We start from the raw sequence: 18,981 nt of genomic DNA, 5'->3' as shown, positions 1-18,981 counted from the left end.
ATACCGACTTCATACCGATCTAATCGTTGCCTAATAAAACTCCAACTATTGGGGGTCACACCAAAAGCGAAGCATATTTCCGCACGGTTATCTCCACTAAATAAAATTTCTACGGGGCTTTTGTCTCCTAAATAAAAACCCTTGAAGTATTACGATACTTCAAGGGTTTTTGCTTATAAAAATTACTTCTTATATCCAAGATCTGGAATACTGTTCCAGCGCTCGCTGAGATAACGGACCGTCATTTTCGGCTCTCTTGCCCGTGTAAATATCCCTTTCTTATTCCCTTGTACACGCATGATGCCGAACTTCGTCTGGAAGTCTGCAAAGTTCCACAGCTGCTCACCGATAAAGTTAGGAATTTCATCAAATACTTTACTGTTCATCCGGTAATAATCTTCCTGGTATTCCTCACTGAACGGCTCATGGTACATGCTGTGCATTCCGGCAACCGTATCTGCACCATATTCGGTGTACATCATCGGTTTTTCCGGATATTTCTCCTGCCATTCCAGCAGCTCTGCACGTGTACCTTTTTCCCCTTCTTTCAGATCTCCTGTGTTCACATACCAGCCATAGTAGCGGTTGAGCGCAATCACATCCACCAGATCTGCACACAAATCTGCTTTTGGCTTCGCCAGCATGATATTGACGAATGTCAGCGGACGATTTTGTGGATCCAGCTCACGGGCCAGGTCGAATAATGGCTTGAAGTACTCATAGGCACCTTTGGAATAGGATGCAGGTTCATTTGCGATCGACCACATCACAACACAAGCATGGTTTTTATCACGGTCAATCAGCTCGCGGATCACTTGTTCATGTGCTTCGGTCGTATCCATTTTATCCCATGTGCCGTCATCTACTGCTCCTCTTTCCAGCATGGAAAGGTCGAAGTTGAAGGATGCCATCAGCCCTACTGCAGGTGTCTCATCGATGACCACGATTCCTTCACGGTCACAAAGTCGCATCATTTCTTCGGAATAAGGGTAATGTGAGGTACGCAATGAGTTTGCACCCATATCTTTCATCAGATTCAGATCAAGCACATTATATGCTTCATCCAAACCACGTCCGCGTACAAATGTATCCTCATGTTTACCAAAGCCTTTGAAGTAGAATGGTTCCCCATTGAACAGGAATTTCCCTTCTTTTACTTCCACCTTGCGCACACCAAATGGCTCATTATATACATCGGCCGTTTCTCCGTTCTTGATACCTTCCACTTTGGCTGTGTACAGGTAGGAATTGAGCGGCTGCCAAAGGTTTACATGATCAATGGTCACCGTTGTTTCGGTTCCAGAAGTACGGGCCACTTCCTTCCCATCTTCATCTAGCACGGTAATACGCACTTCATCAAATTCTCCGCCTGTTTTCACGGATAATGCCACGTCTGCTTTCTTCTTCTCCAAGTCCACTTCCGGTACAATCACGATATCTTCAATGTGGTCCTTTGGAGTCGTATAAATACGAACAGGGCGATGCAGTCCTGCATAGTTGAAGAAATCGAAATTCTCATCCACATTTCTTACCAGGTTGCCGTCTTCATCTTCCTTTTCTGTATAATTACCGACAGGCAGCGTTGTATAATCGAGAATATTGCTCAAACGCACAGTCAAACGGTTGGTTCCATCTTGCAGAAGGTCGTTCATTTCTGCTTCGAACGGGGTGAATCCGCCTTTATGATGTACAAGCAGCTCTCCATTCAGATAGACCCATGCCTCATGGGTAGCAGAGCCGAAGCGGAGCACAAGACGTTCACCGCGCAGGGCCTTGGCAACTGTGAATTCCTTTTCATACCATACATACCCTGTATGCATACGCACTTCCGGAGCAACGGACTGGTCATTGAAAGATGCTGGTACTGCCATGGAGTCTGTTGTTGGAAGCGGCTGCTTCACATCAACCTCCTGCTTATCATCTTCGAGCATAAAGTTCCAGATGCCACTCAAATCGATGACAACACGGCTATCTGTTGCAATTGGGTATAACATGATTTGTTTCCTCCATTTCTATATTCCTATTAAAAATCATATTTTGTAAGGGGTTTACGTTTTATTTTACAACAAACTTCGACATATTAATCGTAAATTTATGATCAACTTCGTAGAAATTTGCTATAATGCATTCAGGAAAAAGGAAAGGGAGACATTGGCAATGAAACTGGACGTTGAGGATTTTATAAAGAAGAGCAGATTGATCCACTCTGTCACCAAAATAGATACGAGGCTGTTTGACTCCTCGGGCTTATCCATCACCAAGCTTGTGAACCATACCCTTCCGGTAGTCGTGGACCATCTACATGAGGAGACAGCATTTCTCTGTGACAAGCTTCGCAAGCAGCCAGTCCATACTTATTATCACCATATCAATACATATAACTTGGAGTATATCGCCGTAGGCTTATGGAAGAGAGGTGTTTTTCATGGAATCCTGTTGACGGGTCCTTTTATTTCTGGACTCTCTATTCTCGACCATATGCAAGATGTCATATCTTCCAATAACCTGCCGATCGGACAGCGGAAGACTCTGGAGGAATTTTACCAATCCCTCCCCCTCTTAAGTGATTTAGAGTTAAAAAACACTGGAGAGCTGATCGTCAATCTATTGGCACATCATCAGGTGGACGCCCACTACATGGAGCCTGACACAGCAAAACCGGTGCTCACCCCCGATCGCCTTCAAGTGGATATCGAGGAAAATAAACATATTATTGAAAAACGGTATAAGGTACAGAATGAGTTGATGCATCATATTACCAAAGGAGATAAAGAGGCGGTGCACCGGGTCTACAGCCAATTTTCCGATATCATGAATTTTTCCGGCCGGATTCCAGGGAATCCGCTCCGTGCTTCGAAAAACATCGCATTTGTTACCAACACACTGTATCGGGTAGCCGCCGAAAGGGCTGGGGTACACCCCGTCTATCTGCATAATATGTCGGAGCGATTTGCCATATTGGTAGAAAAAGTAACAACCATGCAAAGCCTGGAGAAACTGATGGCCATGATGGCCGATGAGTATTGTGACCTTGTCCAGCAGTTTTCTACAGGTGGATACAGCCGGATCGTTCGTCAGGCCATTGATATTATCCAATTGAATCTTGGAGAAAAGCTGTCTCTGGATGGAATTGCCGCCCAGCTCTTCGTCACTCCTTCCCATCTTTCAAGAAGATTCAAGGCTGAAACCGGATGGAGTGTCACAACTTTTATCAACCGAAAGCGTGTAGAGGAAGCAAAATGGTACTTGCAGCGTGATACGATATCCATAACAGATATTGCACTGATGGTCGGCTTCAGTGATGTCAATTACTTCAGCAAAGTATTCAAGCGGCATATAGGCAAGACTCCCACCCAATATATAAGAGAGAAAGAATAATATCTAAAAAGCCCCGGCAGACTGTCGGGGCTTTTTAGACGTATTCCATATGTCACTTGTTGCATTCTTTATTTATAATGACTCTACAGCTTCTTTGACAGGGGTGTCTCCGCTTACCACCTGAAATGCCTTCCCAATGGTGGAAGATGTCTGGAGCGTCTGATAGAGGACTTCCGCTACATCTTCACGAGGTACTTCTCCTCGCTGTACCTTCTCCGCCGCGGAGACTTTGCCTGTTGCATCATCATTGGTCAGTATGCCAGGATGAACGATCGTGTACGATAGTCCACTGTTGCGTAGTGCCACATCAGCATAACGCTTTGCCGCCACATATGGCGAAAAAGATGATGGGGCCTCCACAATTGCTTCCCTGCTTGTATCAAATGAACTGACAAGCACAAAGCGTTCTACATTTGCCGCCCGGGCAGCCTCCACGGTTTTCACTGCACCATCCAGATCGATCAGTATGGTCTTATCTTTCCCTGTATTCGGCCCAGAGCCCGCTGTAAATACTACGGCGTCTACACCTTCAACGGCTTTTTGAATCGATTCCACACTGTCTTCCAAATCGACAACCACCGTTTCAGCACCAAGGTCCTCAAAATAGGAAGCCTGTTCTTCTTTTCGGATCATGGCCCTTGCCTCTTGGCCATTTTCTACTATTTTACGGACCAAATGCTTACCAATCTTTCCGTTTGCGCCAACTATCAGTGTTTTCAATCGTACCACCCTTTCACAGTCTGGTTTTGTTCTATATTTATCGTATCGGGGCACGTTCGGTTTGTCTAGCGTCAGGATTCCCGAAGGATTTAGTTACCAAGCCTCCGATCTGGCAAAATCATTACCAAGAAGTATGATAGGAATAATGATGAAAGATATTGACGTATTACATCTTCTATGCGTATAATGATATACAACTAAAACCCACTTTTTTTATAGGAATTAAATAGTTAGGAGGAATTGACCGGTGTTTCTGCAGTTACAGCAGGTCGGAAAAACATTCACCGACGATACAAAGCAATCATCATTCGAAGTTTTTTCCGGAGTCGATCTATCCATACCGGAAAATCAATTTGTTTCCATTCTTGGTCCTTCCGGCTGCGGAAAGTCTACACTACTATCCATGGTCGCCGGTCTGGAACATCCTACAGAAGGGGCAATCCATCTGGAAGATGATGAAATCAAAAAACCCGGACCTGACCGGGGGATGGTCTTCCAACAGGCTTCCTTGTTTCCCTGGCTCAATGTCCGGGATAATATCACGTTCCCATTGAAGGGAAAAATGAGCAAAAAAGAAGCCAATAAGCGAGCGGATCATTTCCTGAAGATGGTGCAGCTAAGCAGGTTCAAAGACCACTATATCTATGAACTATCAGGTGGTATGCAACAGCGGGTGGCCATCGCCCGTGCACTCGCCATGGATCCCAAGGTTCTGTTGATGGATGAACCGTTTGGAGCTCTCGATGAACAGACCAGGCATATCCTACATGATGAACTGGTTAAAATATGGCAGGAGACACAGAAAACAATCCTGTTTGTTACGCATAGTATCCATGAAGCTATCAAACTATCAGATCGGGTCGTCGTAATGGGGACACGGCCGGGCCGGATCATTGCCGACTTCTCCGTCGACCTGCCCCGTCCAAGAAAACGGGAAGATCAGGAAGTGATCAATATGGAAAAACAGGTGATGGACCTTCTTGAAGGTGAAATCAATAAAGTGTTAAAGGAAGAGCTGTCTAATGAAGTGGAACATAGCAATTAAACGCATTTTATTTCTAGCAGTAATCATCGGACTTTGGCAGCTGGTATATGCATTGGGGATTTTTGAGGAGATTATCTTTCCTCCCCCAGCAAAGGTAGCAGCTGCTTTATATAATGGATTTGCCGACGGAGATTTCTTCGTTGCACTTGGAGCCAGTTTCCGCCACTTGTTTACCGGCATGTCAATGGCTGTACTCATTGGTACCGTGGTCGGTGTCATTTTAGGAAAATCGAAACAGGCGGATGAAACAGCAGGCATGTATTTGATTGCTCTGCAAAGTATTCCGAGCATTGTCTGGGTTCCTCTGGCAATCATGTTGTTCGGTTTCTCGGAATTTGCCGTGATTTTCGTCGTCGTACTTGGCGGAACCTTCGTCATGGCTCTGAATGTCCGCTCCGCTATTCATAATGTCCCACCACAGTTCGTCCGGGCAGCAAGGACAATGGGAACAACAGGCATAAAGCTCTTTTACCGGGTGGAGATACCGGCAGGCATCCCTTACTTTATGAGTGGCATCCGACTCGCATGGGCATTCAGTTGGAGAGCATTGATGGCTGGTGAGTTGTTGAGTAACGGTCCCGGATTGGGGTATACACTTAGTTACGCTCAGGACTATGCACGGATGGATCAGGTCATCGCCATCATCATCATTATCGGTGTGATTGGGGCAGTCGTAGATAACCTGGTTTTTTCCAAGTTAGAGAAAAATGTGATGAAACGTTGGGGACTGGTGAAATAAGAATATAGCAATCTATAAGACTATCTGAGAGAGAGGGAGATAGAAATATGAAGAAATTTTTATTCAGTGCACTGCTTCTTTTGCTGGGACTTGTGCTTACTGCATGCGGCAGCGGAGAATCGTCTGGAAATACAGATGCGGCAGAGTCAAGCGGAGACGAAATAACTATTGGCTACTTCCCGAACATCAACCATGTTGCCGGAATGGTAGCGGAGGAAAAAGATCTCTATTCAGAGACACTTCCTGACGGGACACAGGTGAATTATCAATACTTCCCCGATGGATCAGCATTCATGACAGCCATTGAAACAGGAGAAATCGAGGGAGGACTGGTTGGCCCAGGACCTGCGATGAACCACTATACAAGCGGTGCAGAAGTCAACATTGTTGCTTCAGGTTCTACCGGCGGCACCGTCATCATGGCAAGAAATGACGCAAATATCGAAAGCCCTGAAGATCTAGCCGGCAAGACGTTCATTTCTCCACGAGTAGGATGCACCCATGATGTCCAATTTGAAACCATGATGAAGGAAGAATATGGGCTCACTTCCGACCGGGTGAAGGGTGAGATGAAGCATGTCACAGGTGAACCGGCTACGTACCACAGTATGTTTACCACAGGCAACGTCGATGTAGCTACTGTACCTGAACCATGGGCCTCTGTCATTGAGGAAAAGGGCAGCGGAGAGGTGCTTGTCGATACATCGGATGTAGCATATGGCGAAACCCTTCCGGCAGCTGTTTTCGTCACTTCCCAGCGCCTTGCGGATGAAGATCCTGAATTGATACAGAATCTGGTGGACGCTCATAAAAAGGCTACAGAATTTATCCAGGAAAACCCGGAAGAGTCTAAAACCATTGCCATTGATAAAATCAAAGATATCACAGACCAAGAACTTTCTGCTTCAGCGATTGATAATGCATGGGAGCGCATCAACTTCACCTATGAAATTGATGGAGAGGTACTTCAGAATTTCGCCGATTCCTCCTATGATCTTGAATTCCTGGATGAAGCACCAGACCTGACCGGTTTGGTAGACACCAGTTTTATTGAGAATGAATCGAACTAAAAAGAGTAAGGCCCAATGGCGGCCTTACTCTTTTTTATATAACTATTTTCGATAAACCTGTGCTGCTGCCGATTTCGGCGTGCTTCTGCCGATAAATCGATGCTCCGGCCGATTTCCAGCATGTGCTGCTGATATATTTTCTCTCCGGAAGATATCCCGCGGCTCCGGCTGATAAACTGCATCTGCTGCCGATTTCGGCGTGCTACTGCCGATAAACCGATGCTCCGGCCGATTTCCAGCATGTGCTGCTGATATATTTTCTCTCCGGAAGATATCCCACGGCTTCGGCTGATAAACTGCATCTGCTGCCGATTTCGGCGTGCTCCTGCCGATTAACCGATGCTCCTGCTGATTTCCTGCGGGTGCTGCCGATTTATTTCTCTCCGGAAGATATTTCGCGGCTTCGGCTGATAAACTGCATCTGCTGCCGATTTCGGCGTGCTACTGCCGATAAACCGATGCTCCGGCCGATTTCCAGCATGTGCTGCCGATTTATTTTCTCTCCGGAAGATATTTCGCGGCTTCGGCTGATAAACTGCATCTGCTGCCGATTTCGGCGTGCTCCTGCCGATTAACCGGTGCTCCGGCCGATTTCCAGCACGTGCTGCCGATTTATTTTCTCTCCGGAAGATATTTCGCGGCTTCGGCTGATAAACTGCATCTGCTGCCGATTTCGGCGTGCTACTGCCGATAAACCGATGCTCCTGCTGATTTCCTGCGGGTGCTGCCGATTTATTTCTCTCCGGAAGATATTTCGCGGCTTCGGCTGATAAACTGCATCTGCTGCCGATTTCGGCGTGCTACTGCCGATAAACCGATGCTCCGGCCGATTTCCTGCGGGTGCTGCCGATTTATTTTCTCTCCGGAAGATATTTCGCGGCTTCGGCTGATAAACTGCATCTGCTGCCGATTTCGGCGTGCTCCTGCCGATTAACCGGTGCTCCTGCTGATTCTCCTGCTCCTGCCAAATTATCTGCGCTGTTGCCTCCTCTTACAGTTGTCAAAGGAAAACAATCTATTAATGGTGATGTGCACCTGTAGTAAGATTGGTTACTTCAAATCCTCTGTCATCCACATAGAAGTACTTGATCCACAAATTGTCCAGGAATTCTTCCCGCTTATCCAACAGGATATCAATGCCTTTATCTGTCTCCACCACTTCATCATGTTCTGTCGGTGTGTCAAGGTCGATGCCGAAATGGGCATGGTTCCCGTGATTTTCCGTAATATATACGCGGATTTTTTTACCTTCCGCTTCTTCGCTTTCCAGTATTTTCTTGAGCTCTTTAGCCGCATTTCGATTCATTTTTACTCTCATTGGAAATCCTCCATTTCGTATATTCCCTCCTATTATCTCACTTTAGAAAGGAAATGAAAAAGGTTCCGCATGATACGGATCGTTAAGTCCATGCAAAGGGATACCAATCGTTGTCCGATGGATTCCCTTTGCTGCTATTTCATTATTTACAGAACAGACCCTGACATTACTTCAGGATTTTTTGCTGATATTCCTCGTTTCTCAGTTCTTCGCAGCCAGCGATAAAATAATAACCGTCCTTCCTGACCGTCCAGAGATTGACTCGGTCTTCATCCAGCCGGGCAACGATCAGATGCCAATTGTCCTCATATTTCTCAGTCATTCGGTCAACGACCCCTGACTGGATCTCCCACTTGCGCAGCTGTTGGATACTCATATTCTTTACGCCCTGCATATGCTGTACCTGAGAAGCGAGATCTTTGGATACTTCTTCCATAGGTTTGTCCAACTCTTCATCATACCGTGAGAAGATTCCTTGTATATATTCGTCGTTGCCGACAAGGGCGGCATTATACATATCCTCCACCACCCGTGCCGATGCCTGATTCATACAGCCTCCCAGCAGAATGCATACGGACAGAAGCAGTGGCAGAACAGCTTTCCTCATTGCTTATCCCCCCTCATAACTTGATGTTTGGGGCAATTATACAATAAGTTTGGCTTTAGGAGATATGTCGGAGCAGAAAAATTAAAAAATTCACCATTTTTCGCTAAAGGTATTGACATTTTCCCGAAAAGCGTGTAGCTTATTAACCAATTACATATGTACTTCTTATCCAGAGAGGTGGAGGGAATGGCCCCTGGAAACCTCGGCATCGGCCTCCTGCGAGACTGTGCCAATTCCACCAGGACATAGGATTGCCTAGTCCTGAAAGATGAGAAGCGGATAAAGATCTTGCTCTTGTGCCCTTTTTGTTAAAGAAAGGGCTTTTTTTTGCGCACCGATAGTAAACCGCCCAGTAGGAAGGCGGCCGGTTGATCAACGGTGCTTACCACTGTGCATGACCTCTTCCAGATTTGTTTCCGATTTTGTATGGTCATGGACATCACAATAGTAGACAGTAGTCGTCACTCGATGAGAAATATCACATGTGCGGGTTACCCGTAGAAAGTTCTTCCAGTAGGTATATTCATGGCTGTCGGCATGAATGATATCCTCGCTTGTACTGGATTCCTCCCAGTTGTGTGATAGTTCTTCTCCTTCTTCCACCTTGGCTTGAATCTCTTCGCTCGGCCAAATGGCAACAGTAAAACATATCATTCCTATCACTGCAAACAACTTTCCTCGCAATCTGAACACCCTTTCCCATATCCGTTTATCTTATGTTATCTTCCCCTGGATAAAGGAAAATATACGGCCTAGCCAATTCCACCAACTGACCTTAATAGCAGCATGCCAGGTGTTTGACATCATTACTTGGGGAATAGTAAAAAAAGCCATTTTTTTACTGGAGGCCTGTGCATGTTAGAAGAACTATTGGATACTAATTTTTTCATCCTGACAATTTCCCTTATATTTATCATAAGCATACTAGGGGTTCAATTTTCCACCAGAATTAATGCACCTTCCCTCATTTTTTTCATTGGGGTCGGCATGGTACTCGGGGGAGAAATACTTAATTTGATCCAATTCCGGGATCCACAAATTGCCCAGTTGATCGGGATGATGGCTCTGGTCATCATTCTTTTTGACGGCGGTATCAAAACTAATTGGAGTACCATACGCCCGATGGCATTCCCGGCTGTATCACTTGCTACATTAGGTGTCTTTCTCACATCGGCGATCCTGGGGATAGCAGCAAAGTTCATCTTCGGCCTTGGCTGGGCAGAGTCATTTCTGATAGGAGGCTTGTTGGTTCAACTGATGCTGCAGCCGTATTTGCTATGCTTGCCGGCAAGAATATCAATGACCGGCTGGATGCTACCCTTGAGGGGGAATCTGGTGCGAACGACCCAATGGCTGTATTCCTGACCGTGACCCTTATATCTTTTGTAACTGGGGATCATGCCGGGCTTTTAGGTCTCATCATGCAATTCCTTTGGCAGATGGGCGGAGGACTGCTAATTGGGCTGCTGATCGGCTGGGCCGCCAGCAAAGGGCTGCATCGGATCAACCTGGCTTCGAGCGGACTTTATCCCTTGCTTGCCTTTTCGTTTGCCTTTTTAGCATACAGTACAGCATCCCTTGCCAACGCCAGTGGCTTATTGGCTGTCTATGTTGCTGCTCTGGTCATTGGAAATACCGGATTGAAACAGCGGAATACCATCCTGAGATTTAATGAAGGATTCAGCTGGATTGCCCAGATTGTCATGTTCTTGATTCTCGGCTTATTTGTCATCCCGGGAGACCTATTTACATGGGGCATCGTCTTCAAAGGACTCTTGTTGTCTCTCATCCTCATGTTCATTGCCCGGCCAGCTGCTACATTCATCTCCGTCGCAGGCATGAAATTCAATTTGAAAGAAAAGTTATTCCTGTCCTGGGCCGGCCTCCGTGGTGCTGTTCCTATCGTCCTTGCCCTATTTCCTATGCTCGCAGGACTGGAGCATAGTCAGTTATATTTCAATGTGATTTTCTTTGTCGTTCTGTCCTCGACCATCTTTCAGGGGACAACCATGGCATTGGTTGCTGATAAACTGCAAGTGGCCAAACCGACTGAATTGAATCCACTCCATTCTTTGGATTTCCTTTCGGTTGGAAAGCAGGATATCCAATTACTGGAATACAAAGTAGATAAAACCACAACAGTCAATGGGAAGAAAATCAAGGAGACAGGCTTTCCAGCAAAAGCCAATATTGCCATCATACTGAGGGAAGGAGATACACTTGCGCCACATGGAAACGTAGAATTACAGCAGGGCGATCTCATTTATGTATTGGTTCCAAATGATAAAATCGATGACTTGGAGGCTGTATTGAGAGGAGACAATCTTTCCGACGGATAAATAAGTGGACAGCCGGTTGTCCATTCCTGTTCTGATAATCACCTCCATTGATACTTGATTAATACCATACCTCATATTTTCCTCACCTCTGTCGTATGGTAAGATAAGAAAAAACACAGGGGGAATAGAAAAGTTGAAAAAGCTTGTACTTATCTTACTATTATTCATGTCTGCGCTGGCTGCATGTGGCAGCGAGGAGCCGGGAGATGCGGAAAACACCTCTTCGAATGATCAGGATACCGATAGTGATAGCTCGGCTAATTCTAATACTGAGGATGAATCCGTCGAGGTGGACGAAGGGCTACTGAATGTGGAAATCACTTTCCCTGCCTCTTTCTTTGAATCAAGCGATAGTGTAGCTGACATGGATCAACTCATTGCTGATGCAAAAGAAATGGGTATTGATGAAGTTGTTGAACATGATGATGGTTCGCTCACCTATAAAATGTCCAAGCGCAAACATAGGGAGCTGATGGAAGAATACAAAACAGAGATTACCGCCAGCATGGACGAAATGGCTGACAGTGAAGACCTGCCTTCCATCCAAGAGATCACCTCCAATGGTAATTTTTCTGAATTCACCATGGTAGTTGACCAGGAAGCATTTGATAATAGCTTTGATGGATTTGCTGCAGTCAGCCTAGGTTTCAGTGGCATGTTTTATCAATTATTGGATGGGGTAAATCCAGAAAATTATGAGGTGACCGTAAACATAGAAAATGGGGAGACCGGAGAGATTACGGATACGATTGTCTATCCGGACGCATTTGAACAGACAGATGAATCATAGCCAATGATGGCCGATTGGCTATGATTGCAATAAAGGGGAGGCACTATATGAATAGCGCCTCCCCTTTCAAGTTCCTAATCGGATTTCCGTTTCTTCTCCCATGAATTCAGGTTCTTTTTTGTATTTCCGCGTTCATCTTTTGCTTCCCCGAGCATCCTGTCGACCATGCCCTCCGATTTTTTACGGCTGTCTCCAGTCATTCTGCCGATTTCCTCTTTGCCCATACCTTTCATCTTATCTTTCATCCCTTTTGCTTTGTCACCTAAATGATTGCTTGCCATTTCCATCCCTCCATCAAAAATTTAGCATGTATGGATATATACCCTTTCATGGATGGGAGGAAAACAAATGGTGTCCTGGCACACCTATATATAGTACCAGTACACCTCATTTTTTAATTCCCGGTGGCACTGTCCTCTATGCCGCAAATATTCTAAATGAGACAAGGTCTCCCCGATCGCAAAACGGACTTCATGGACAGTAAGATCCTTGCGAAACAACTTAAGGCAGGCATCGTATACTGTGGCACCTCCGTCAATCGCTTCGCGGGCTTCATCCAAGCGTCGGTCATGATGCCTTTGGATCTCCATCAAGCGATCATTCGCTCCATAGAATGGCAGACCATGGGAAGGAACGACAAGCTCAGCGTCCAATTTCTTTATCTTTTCCAATGATTGTAAATAGGACCCAAGCGGGTCGGGATCCCCATGGAACCAATAGGAAATATTAGGCGTGATCTTCGGCAAAATATGATCCGTTGAAAGCAATATCCTGTTTTCTTTGTTGAATAACGTTACAAGCCCATCCGAATGCCCCGGCGTAAAAATAACTTCGTATTCCCAGCCACCGATCGCCACATTCTCCCCCTCTTCCAGGTGGTCCGTAATGGTGGGATAAGGTGTCACCCGGGGAATAAAGTCTTTTGTATTATCCGCCATTTCTTTCCCTATCTCATCCGGTACACCGGCTCTTTTATAATTCTCTCGCAACCGTCCCAGAAAATCGGACTGCCAGGCCCTGAGTCCAAGTTCAGCGTCCGTCAGGGACATCCGGACTACAGCTCCGGTCCACTCCTGCATCCCTCCCGCGAATCCGAAGTGATCCGGATGGTAATGGGTAACCAAGATTTCAGCTACCTTTCTACCGGACAGCTCTTCCCGCCATCTGGCTTTCGTCTGTTCATTGTGGAGCCCTGTATCTATAACTGTCCATCCATTCTCTCCCTCTGCCATAAAGCAGTTCACATGGTCGAGCCGAAAAGGAAGGTCCAGGGTAACAGGATGCAGTCCATATTTTTGCAATAAATCTTTTGCACTTTTGGCTGACGTCGGGTTCTGTACCGTCATCGCCCACCCTCCTTATTGCTCGTCTGCAACTTTCACCAGTTGTTTACCGAGGTTCTCTCCATGAAATAGACCGATAAAGGCCTGAGGAGCGTTTTCTAATCCGTTTACAACATTTTCCCTGTACTGCAGCTTACCATCCTTCAGCCATTGTCCGAGCTGCTTGATTCCTTCCGCATGCCGGTCTGCATAATCAGATACAATGAATCCCTGCATCAGAGCACTTCGCTGGATCAGCTGGCCTTGAAGGCGGGGGCCTTGCTCTGGCTGCTTCAAATTATACTGGGAAATCTGCCCACAGAGAATGATCCTTGCCTTATAGTTGATTCTTTTCATTACCATATCGGAGATGGGGCCGCCCACATTATCAAAATAAATATCCACCCCATCCGGGCAATGCTGCTTCACAGCCTCTTTCATATTCTCCGTACGGTAATTGATCACTGCATCAAATCCCAATTCCTGTTGAAGGTAAGAAGTTTTCTTCTCGGAACCTGCAATACCGATCACCCTGCATCCGTACAGCTTGGCGATTTGTCCTGCGACCGTACCTACAGCACCCGCTGCACCGGAGATGACCACCGTTTCCCCCGGCTGCGGCTTTCCAATGTCCAACAGGCCAAAATAGGCAGTGAGCCCAGGCATACCCGCAATGCCCAATGCCGTTGAAACAGGGGCTGCCTCGGGGTCCAATTTCCGTAGATATTTTCCATCAGACAAAGAATAATCGGCCCATGGCAAATTCCCTGTCACCATTTCGCCTTTCTCAAAGTTTGGATTCCTGGAAACCACCACCTTGCCGACAACTCCGCCTGTCAACACTTTCCCTGTGTCAAACGGAGAAATATATGTCCTTACCCCCGTCATTCTCCCTCGCATATAGGGATCCACAGACAAATAAATGGTTTGGATCAGCAGTTCTCCATCTGCGGGCTCAGGTACACCCTCTTCAACCAGCTCAAAATTTCCCTCATCAGGCATACCTTCCGGCCGGCTGGCCAGTAATATACAACGATTGGTATTCGTCATTCAGTCTTCCTCCTTTATTATTCACCTGTGTAAGGGACGATTTCTCCGTCTTCTACCGACCCGTACCTCGTGTTAATCTCAAAACCTCCATCCTCACCGATGGACGGGATTACGTAAACTTTTTTCTCCTCCGGCAAGTTATCCAAGCCTTCCTGGATATGCTCTCGAATTACTTCAGCATCTTCCACATTGCCTGCAGCTTTCATCGCTTCCACGAAGATATACATGGCAACATAATGGAAGCCGGCTTCTGAACCAGGATCTTTCCCATATTCCTCCTGGTACTTTTCGACGAAAGCTGGTACACCCGGATAATCTGCGTTCACTAGCGGCATGGTACCAATAGCACCTTCAAACGGCTCATAGGAATCATTTTCCGTCACATTTTTCATTTCATCCAATTTCGCCTGGTCCATGATCATAAAACCGCCTTCAAACCCCAAATCTCTTGCTTGCTGTGCTACTTTGGCCGTTGGCTCGGATGGTCCGCCAATAAACAGGACATCAGGATCTTCTTCTAATGCATTTGTCAAGAGAGTGAAGAAATCGGTATCCTTGGAGAAATCCACGGAAGATTCATATACCACTTCTCCCCCTTCGCTTTTCCAATGCGGAAGCAGAGCTTCAGCCCAATCCTTTCCATACTGGGTGACTGGAGGAATGGCTGCCAGTTTATTTCCGAAACGCTCCATGGAGTATTTTGTAAATGGCTCCAAATAGCCGTCATAGCTTGGCGGAATGCGTACAGTCAGTGAGTTTCCTGCTTCCGTAATAGCCGGTTCACTGGAATACGCACCGATCAGGAACTTCTCCTGCTCATTGAACACCTGCAGGGCGGAGATTCCACCGCTATGGGGAGTAAAAATAATCGGCGTATCATCTTCCTGTACCATTCTACGGGCATTGGCAGCCGTCTCATTCGGCAAATACTTATCATCCAAGGCTACTACATTCAGCTTGTATGTTTCTCCTCCCACTTCAAAGCCTTCTTCATTGATTTCCTCTACTGCCAGCTCGAGACCATTTAGTGTGTTCTCTCCATAATAGGCTGCAGCACCGCTTAACGGTCCGCTATAACCGATATTTACAATATTCTCGCCATTATTATCTCCTGATTCTGCCCCTTCGCCCGTATTCCCGGCTGAATCAATACAGGCTGCCAGCAATGACAGCAATAGTCCCAACATGAATACCATTCCAGCACGTTTCATCCATATCCCTCCTGATTTTATAGATCTGCTTGGCATCTCCCGCTTTTAAGCACCAACGTATGCTTTCCGGACTTCCTCATTGGCGAAAAGTTCCTCCGATTTTCCTTCTACCACAATCCGGCCATTTTCATAGACATATCCTTTATCCGCAATACTCAAGGCAGCATTGGCATTCTGTTCCGCGAGAAGAATGGTAGTTCCCTCTTTGTTGATATGCTGGATGCTTTCAAACATCTGTTCAACAATCAAGGGAGCCAGACCGATGGAAGGTTCATCGAGGAGCATCAGATCCGGCTTGGCCATCAGTGCTCTGCCGATTGCCAGCATCTGCTGCTGCCCACCACTTAAAGAGCCGGCAAATTCCCCACGCTTGTCATACAATATGGGAAACAAGTCGTAAACCTCTCTCAAGGTCTGCTTGATCAATTTCCTATTTTTCCGGTGGACATAGGCTCCCATTATCAGATTCTGTTCTACGCTCATCTGTGGAAACAGTTTGCGGTCTTCCGCACATTGAACGATTCCCATCTGGACAATCTTATCAGGAGATTTACCACTGATTTGATTTCCTTTGAACAGGATCTCCCCTTCTGAAGGTTTAACCAAGCCGCTGATTGCCTGGAAGGTTGTACTCTTGCCGGCGCCGTTTGCTCCAAGCAGTACAACAATTTCTCCTTTTTCTACGGATATCTCTGCCTGCTGGACAGCAGAAAAATTGCCATAGTTCACGGTCACCTGCTTCAAATCAAGCACTGGCATCTCCCCCTAGATACGCCTTGATGACTTCATCATTATTGTTGATTTCCTCTGGTGTGCCTTCAGCAATCTTCTCGCCATAATTCAGCACCATTATTTTGTCTGCCATATTCATGATCATTTTCATCTTGTGTTCAATCAGGCATACGGTAATGCCCTTCTGCGCCATTTTCTCAATCAGCAGGGAAAGCTCTTCCGTCTCATCGGGATTGACCCCTGCAGTAGGCTCATCAAGAAAAATCACTTCAGGATCGGTTGCCAAAGCAAGCGCGAAAGCCACTCGTTTCTTCTCTTCCTGAGAAATATTGGTGACTACTCGATCCGTAATTGCGGAGAGGCCAGCAAAATCCAGCACCTTCAAAGCTTTTTCCTTACATTTTTCCTCTTCTTCCTTCAGCCGCTTCGTACGGAACACAGCATCGAACAGATTAGACCTTGTGCGGAGCCGGTGGCCTACTACCACATTTTCAAACACGGTCGCTCTTTCAAATAGATTGGTAGTCTGGAAGGTGCGAGCTACCCCCAATTCTGCAATTTTATTAGGAGGCAGCTTTGAAATATCCTTCCCTTTGAAAAGGACTTCTCCCTCACTTGGGCGGTGGATGCCCGTAATCAAGTGAAAGAATGTTGATTTTCCTGCACCGTTCGGACCAATGATCGCATTCACTTTCCCTCTTTCGATTCCAAAATCTACTCCACTGATTGCTGTGAGTCCACCGAACCTCTTTGTCAGATTCCTTGTTTCCAAGTACATCGCATCACCCCTCCTGTGCCTGTTTTTTCAGACTTGCGGTATATAACCGTTTCTTCTCCTGCCTGTTGAACTGCCAATTCCGGAAAGCACCAACAATCCCGCCTGGTGAGAATATGATCAACAGAGTCAGCAGTGGACCAAAGATAAGCATCCGATAATCTTGGAGAAACTGCAGATTCTGGGATAGCCAGACGATCAGAAGTGTGCCGATCAACGGGCCTGATAAAGTTCCAATACCGCCGACAATCATATACGTAAGCAAATCAAAGGTGATCGTCGTATAGGCAATTTCTGGACCGATGAAACGGATGAAGCTTGCATATAACGCGCCTGCCACACCTGCAAAGAAAGTAGAAAGGACAAAAGAAGCCATCTTATTTTTTATCGGTGAGATTCCCAATGATTGTGCCAACTGCTCGCTGTTGCGAATAGCGATATAAGACCTCCCTGTCAAGGAATGGACAATCCTATACACCACCAAAATGACGAGAAGCAAAACAGCAAACACAAAGTAATATTGGGCCAATGGACTGGAAAGGGAAATCGGACCGATATTTCCTGGTGCCGGAATTCCCATCAGCCCCCTCACTCCTTCCGTCAGGCTGTCCCATTTATCTATGACCAGGTAGATGATATAACCGACACAAAGGGTATAGATGGCAAAGAAATGTTCCTTCGTGCGGAGAGCAGCCATTCCGATGAAGAAGCCGATGACACTGGTAATGAGAGGAGCAAGGAAAAATGCCGGCCAGAATCCCATCCCCGCTTTTACGGTCAACAGTCCAAGCGAGTACGCACCGATGGCGAAAAACCCCGCGTGTGCCAGTGACAGATATCCTGTAAACCCGGATAACAGGTTCAACCCATAAACGGCTATCGTCCAGATGAAGGCCAATGTAAGAATATGGATATAGTACTGGTTCGGTACTACTAAAGGAAAGAGGAGGGCTAGAGCGATCAGGACTACAAGAAGTCCTTTCTTATCCAGAATATATTTCACTTACACTCCCCCTTTAGCAAAGATTCCCTGTGGCTTGATGGACAGGATTGCAACAAGCAGGACAAAAGCAATAATATCCTTATAATCACTAGAAATATAGGTAGCTCCGATACTTTCACTGAAACCGAGAATATAGCCGCCGAGAATGGCACCAGGAATGCTACCCATTCCACCAATAATGATGATGACGAAAGCTTTGAGTATGACAAGATGCCCCATCCCAGGAAATACGAGGTTGATAGGTGACGACAGCGAAGCGCCGATGGCAGCCAAGGTTCCTGCAATGAAGAAGGTAAGAATGGCTACCCTGTTGGTATTCACACCTACTAGTGAAGCCCCTTCCCTGTTCTGTGCCATGGCGACAATGGTGGCACCGGTAAATGTCTTCTTCAAGAACAGGTAAAGAAGCACCATCACTAAGACGGCCGCTACTACGATCAGAAGTCGCTGTCCGGTAAACGTCAGTCCAGCAAAGTTGATGACACCCCCATATGGAGTCGGCATCTGCCGGAAATCAGCTCCCCAGACCAATTGTGCCAATGCTTCCAAGAACAACAGAACACCGATTGCTGCAACCTTGTGCTGAATTGGCGTAGAGTGACGTAATGGATGAAAGACCAATCGTTCCATCAAAACGCTTGTCAGGCCGACAACCAGGATAGAGACCAGGATGGCCATCCAGTAATTCATGCCTAGGTAGACCATCATGGTCAATGTTATATAACCTCCAAGCATGTATAAGGCACCATGGGCAAAATTAGGAATGTGCAAGATTCCGTATACAAGGGTCAATCCCAAAGCTACCAAGCTGTAAACACTGCCAACGGTCAAACCATTAAAGATCTGCTGCAGAAATATATCCACTTTTTCCTCCCCTTTCCG

At 46.4% G+C, this 18,981-nt stretch carries 21 protein-coding genes, 1 pseudogene and 1 riboswitch; of the genes and pseudogenes, 6 read left to right on the top strand and 16 right to left on the bottom strand.

The genetic code is table 11. The features are described from left to right. Nucleotides 1–182: 182 nt before the first annotated feature. On the bottom strand, nucleotides 183–1,994 hold the full coding sequence (uidA, locus tag ACFOGI_RS16745; protein WP_390275103.1) for a beta-glucuronidase: 1,812 nt from the start codon (nucleotides 1,992–1,994) through the stop codon (nucleotides 183–185). Nucleotides 1,995–2,157: 163 nt separating this feature from the next. Between uidA and ACFOGI_RS16740 the strand changes: the two genes are divergently transcribed. Beyond that, entirely contained in the window at nucleotides 2,158–3,378 is a 1,221-nt protein-coding gene (locus tag ACFOGI_RS16740) for a helix-turn-helix transcriptional regulator (RefSeq protein WP_390275101.1), read from the top strand. A 72-nt stretch (nucleotides 3,379–3,450) separates the two neighbouring features. On the opposite strand, the gene ACFOGI_RS16735 is transcribed toward ACFOGI_RS16740, so the two are convergent. Next, nucleotides 3,451–4,098: an SDR family oxidoreductase gene (locus tag ACFOGI_RS16735; protein WP_390275099.1), complete on the bottom strand. Its 648-nt coding sequence runs from the start codon at nucleotides 4,096–4,098 to the stop codon at nucleotides 3,451–3,453. 247 nt (nucleotides 4,099–4,345) lie between these two features. Between ACFOGI_RS16735 and ACFOGI_RS16730 the strand changes: the two genes are divergently transcribed. From ACFOGI_RS16730 to ACFOGI_RS16720, 3 genes are read left to right on the top strand one after another with little or no spacing between them, the layout of a single operon-like run. Further along, nucleotides 4,346–5,143 (top strand): ABC transporter ATP-binding protein, encoded by a 798-nt coding sequence (locus ACFOGI_RS16730; protein WP_390275097.1) that lies wholly within the window; start codon nucleotides 4,346–4,348, stop codon nucleotides 5,141–5,143. After that, nucleotides 5,121–5,882 (top strand): ABC transporter permease, encoded by a 762-nt coding sequence (locus ACFOGI_RS16725; protein ID WP_390275095.1) that lies wholly within the window; start codon nucleotides 5,121–5,123, stop codon nucleotides 5,880–5,882. The genes ACFOGI_RS16730 and ACFOGI_RS16725 overlap by 23 nt, the downstream gene beginning before the upstream one ends. 47 nt (nucleotides 5,883–5,929) lie before the next feature. Further along, entirely contained in the window at nucleotides 5,930–6,952 is a 1,023-nt protein-coding gene (locus ACFOGI_RS16720) for an aliphatic sulfonate ABC transporter substrate-binding protein (protein ID WP_390275094.1), read from the top strand. On the opposite strand, the gene ACFOGI_RS16715 is transcribed toward ACFOGI_RS16720, so the two are convergent. The 6 genes from ACFOGI_RS16715 to ACFOGI_RS16690 form a co-directional block, all read right to left on the bottom strand. Then, nucleotides 6,949–7,254 (bottom strand): hypothetical protein, encoded by a 306-nt coding sequence (locus ACFOGI_RS16715; RefSeq protein ID WP_390275092.1) that lies wholly within the window; start codon nucleotides 7,252–7,254, stop codon nucleotides 6,949–6,951. The two genes, ACFOGI_RS16720 and ACFOGI_RS16715, sit on opposite strands and share 4 nt — an antisense overlap. Nucleotides 7,255–7,325: 71 nt before the next feature. Continuing rightward, nucleotides 7,326–7,493 carry a hypothetical protein gene (locus tag ACFOGI_RS16710; RefSeq protein WP_390275090.1) on the bottom strand — a complete coding sequence of 56 codons (168 nt, stop codon included), beginning with the start codon at nucleotides 7,491–7,493 and terminating at the stop codon, nucleotides 7,326–7,328. Nucleotides 7,494–7,684: 191 nt separating this feature from the next. Next, nucleotides 7,685–7,852, bottom strand: coding sequence for a hypothetical protein (locus ACFOGI_RS16705; protein ID WP_390275087.1), 168 nt, complete (start codon nucleotides 7,850–7,852; stop codon nucleotides 7,685–7,687). 118 nt (nucleotides 7,853–7,970) lie between these two features. After that, a complete protein-coding gene (locus ACFOGI_RS16700) occupies nucleotides 7,971–8,270 on the bottom strand; it encodes an iron-sulfur cluster assembly accessory protein (RefSeq protein WP_390275085.1) in 300 nt (99 codons plus the stop codon). A gap of 166 nt (nucleotides 8,271–8,436) precedes the next feature. Beyond that, a complete protein-coding gene (locus ACFOGI_RS16695) occupies nucleotides 8,437–8,877 on the bottom strand; it encodes a hypothetical protein (RefSeq protein WP_390275083.1) in 441 nt (146 codons plus the stop codon). A 162-nt stretch (nucleotides 8,878–9,039) separates the two neighbouring features. Continuing rightward, nucleotides 9,040–9,152: riboswitch (SAM riboswitch) on the top strand. A gap of 97 nt (nucleotides 9,153–9,249) precedes the next feature. Further along, the gene (locus ACFOGI_RS16690; protein ID WP_390275080.1) at nucleotides 9,250–9,561 is read right to left on the bottom strand and encodes a hypothetical protein; all 312 of its coding nucleotides are present in this window, start codon (nucleotides 9,559–9,561) and stop codon (nucleotides 9,250–9,252) included. A 171-nt stretch (nucleotides 9,562–9,732) separates the two neighbouring features. Here ACFOGI_RS16690 and ACFOGI_RS16685 point away from each other — a divergent pair. Both ACFOGI_RS16685 and ACFOGI_RS16680 read left to right on the top strand, forming a co-directional pair. Beyond that, a pseudogene (locus ACFOGI_RS16685) lies at nucleotides 9,733–11,216 on the top strand (potassium/proton antiporter). Between the two features lie 133 nt (nucleotides 11,217–11,349). After that, on the top strand, nucleotides 11,350–12,006 hold the full coding sequence (locus ACFOGI_RS16680; RefSeq protein ID WP_390275078.1) for a hypothetical protein: 657 nt from the start codon (nucleotides 11,350–11,352) through the stop codon (nucleotides 12,004–12,006). 74 nt (nucleotides 12,007–12,080) lie between these two features. Here ACFOGI_RS16680 and ACFOGI_RS16675 read toward each other — a convergent pair whose 3' ends face one another. The 8 genes from ACFOGI_RS16675 to ACFOGI_RS16640 form a co-directional block, all read right to left on the bottom strand. After that, the gene (locus ACFOGI_RS16675; protein WP_390275077.1) at nucleotides 12,081–12,287 is read right to left on the bottom strand and encodes a CsbD family protein; all 207 of its coding nucleotides are present in this window, start codon (nucleotides 12,285–12,287) and stop codon (nucleotides 12,081–12,083) included. An 84-nt stretch (nucleotides 12,288–12,371) separates the two neighbouring features. Then, a complete protein-coding gene (locus tag ACFOGI_RS16670; protein ID WP_390275075.1) occupies nucleotides 12,372–13,352 on the bottom strand; it encodes an MBL fold metallo-hydrolase in 981 nt (326 codons plus the stop codon). A 12-nt stretch (nucleotides 13,353–13,364) separates the two neighbouring features. Next, entirely contained in the window at nucleotides 13,365–14,378 is a 1,014-nt protein-coding gene (locus ACFOGI_RS16665; protein ID WP_390275073.1) for an NADP-dependent oxidoreductase, read from the bottom strand. Between the two features lie 17 nt (nucleotides 14,379–14,395). Next, nucleotides 14,396–15,589, bottom strand: coding sequence for an ABC transporter substrate-binding protein (locus ACFOGI_RS16660; protein ID WP_390275071.1), 1,194 nt, complete (start codon nucleotides 15,587–15,589; stop codon nucleotides 14,396–14,398). 45 nt (nucleotides 15,590–15,634) lie between these two features. Beyond that, a complete protein-coding gene (locus tag ACFOGI_RS16655; RefSeq protein ID WP_390275068.1) occupies nucleotides 15,635–16,342 on the bottom strand; it encodes an ABC transporter ATP-binding protein in 708 nt (235 codons plus the stop codon). Then, nucleotides 16,335–17,099, bottom strand: a complete 765-nt coding sequence (locus ACFOGI_RS16650; protein WP_390275066.1) for an ABC transporter ATP-binding protein — start codon at nucleotides 17,097–17,099, stop codon at nucleotides 16,335–16,337. Before ACFOGI_RS16650 ends, ACFOGI_RS16655 begins: the two co-directional genes overlap by 8 nt. A gap of 4 nt (nucleotides 17,100–17,103) precedes the next feature. Further along, on the bottom strand, nucleotides 17,104–18,099 hold the full coding sequence (locus ACFOGI_RS16645) for a branched-chain amino acid ABC transporter permease (protein WP_390275064.1): 996 nt from the start codon (nucleotides 18,097–18,099) through the stop codon (nucleotides 17,104–17,106). Then, nucleotides 18,100–18,963, bottom strand: a complete 864-nt coding sequence (locus tag ACFOGI_RS16640; RefSeq protein WP_390275062.1) for a branched-chain amino acid ABC transporter permease — start codon at nucleotides 18,961–18,963, stop codon at nucleotides 18,100–18,102. It lies immediately after the preceding gene. Nucleotides 18,964–18,981: the final 18 nt, after the last annotated feature.

The sequence above is a fragment of the Virgibacillus xinjiangensis genome (assembly GCF_042643145.1).
Taxonomy (GTDB): Bacteria; Bacillota; Bacilli; order Bacillales; family Amphibacillaceae; genus Virgibacillus_O; species Virgibacillus_O xinjiangensis.
The sequence above is the reverse complement of the archived record's forward strand: the minus strand, read 5'-3'. Positions and strand labels throughout refer to the sequence as shown.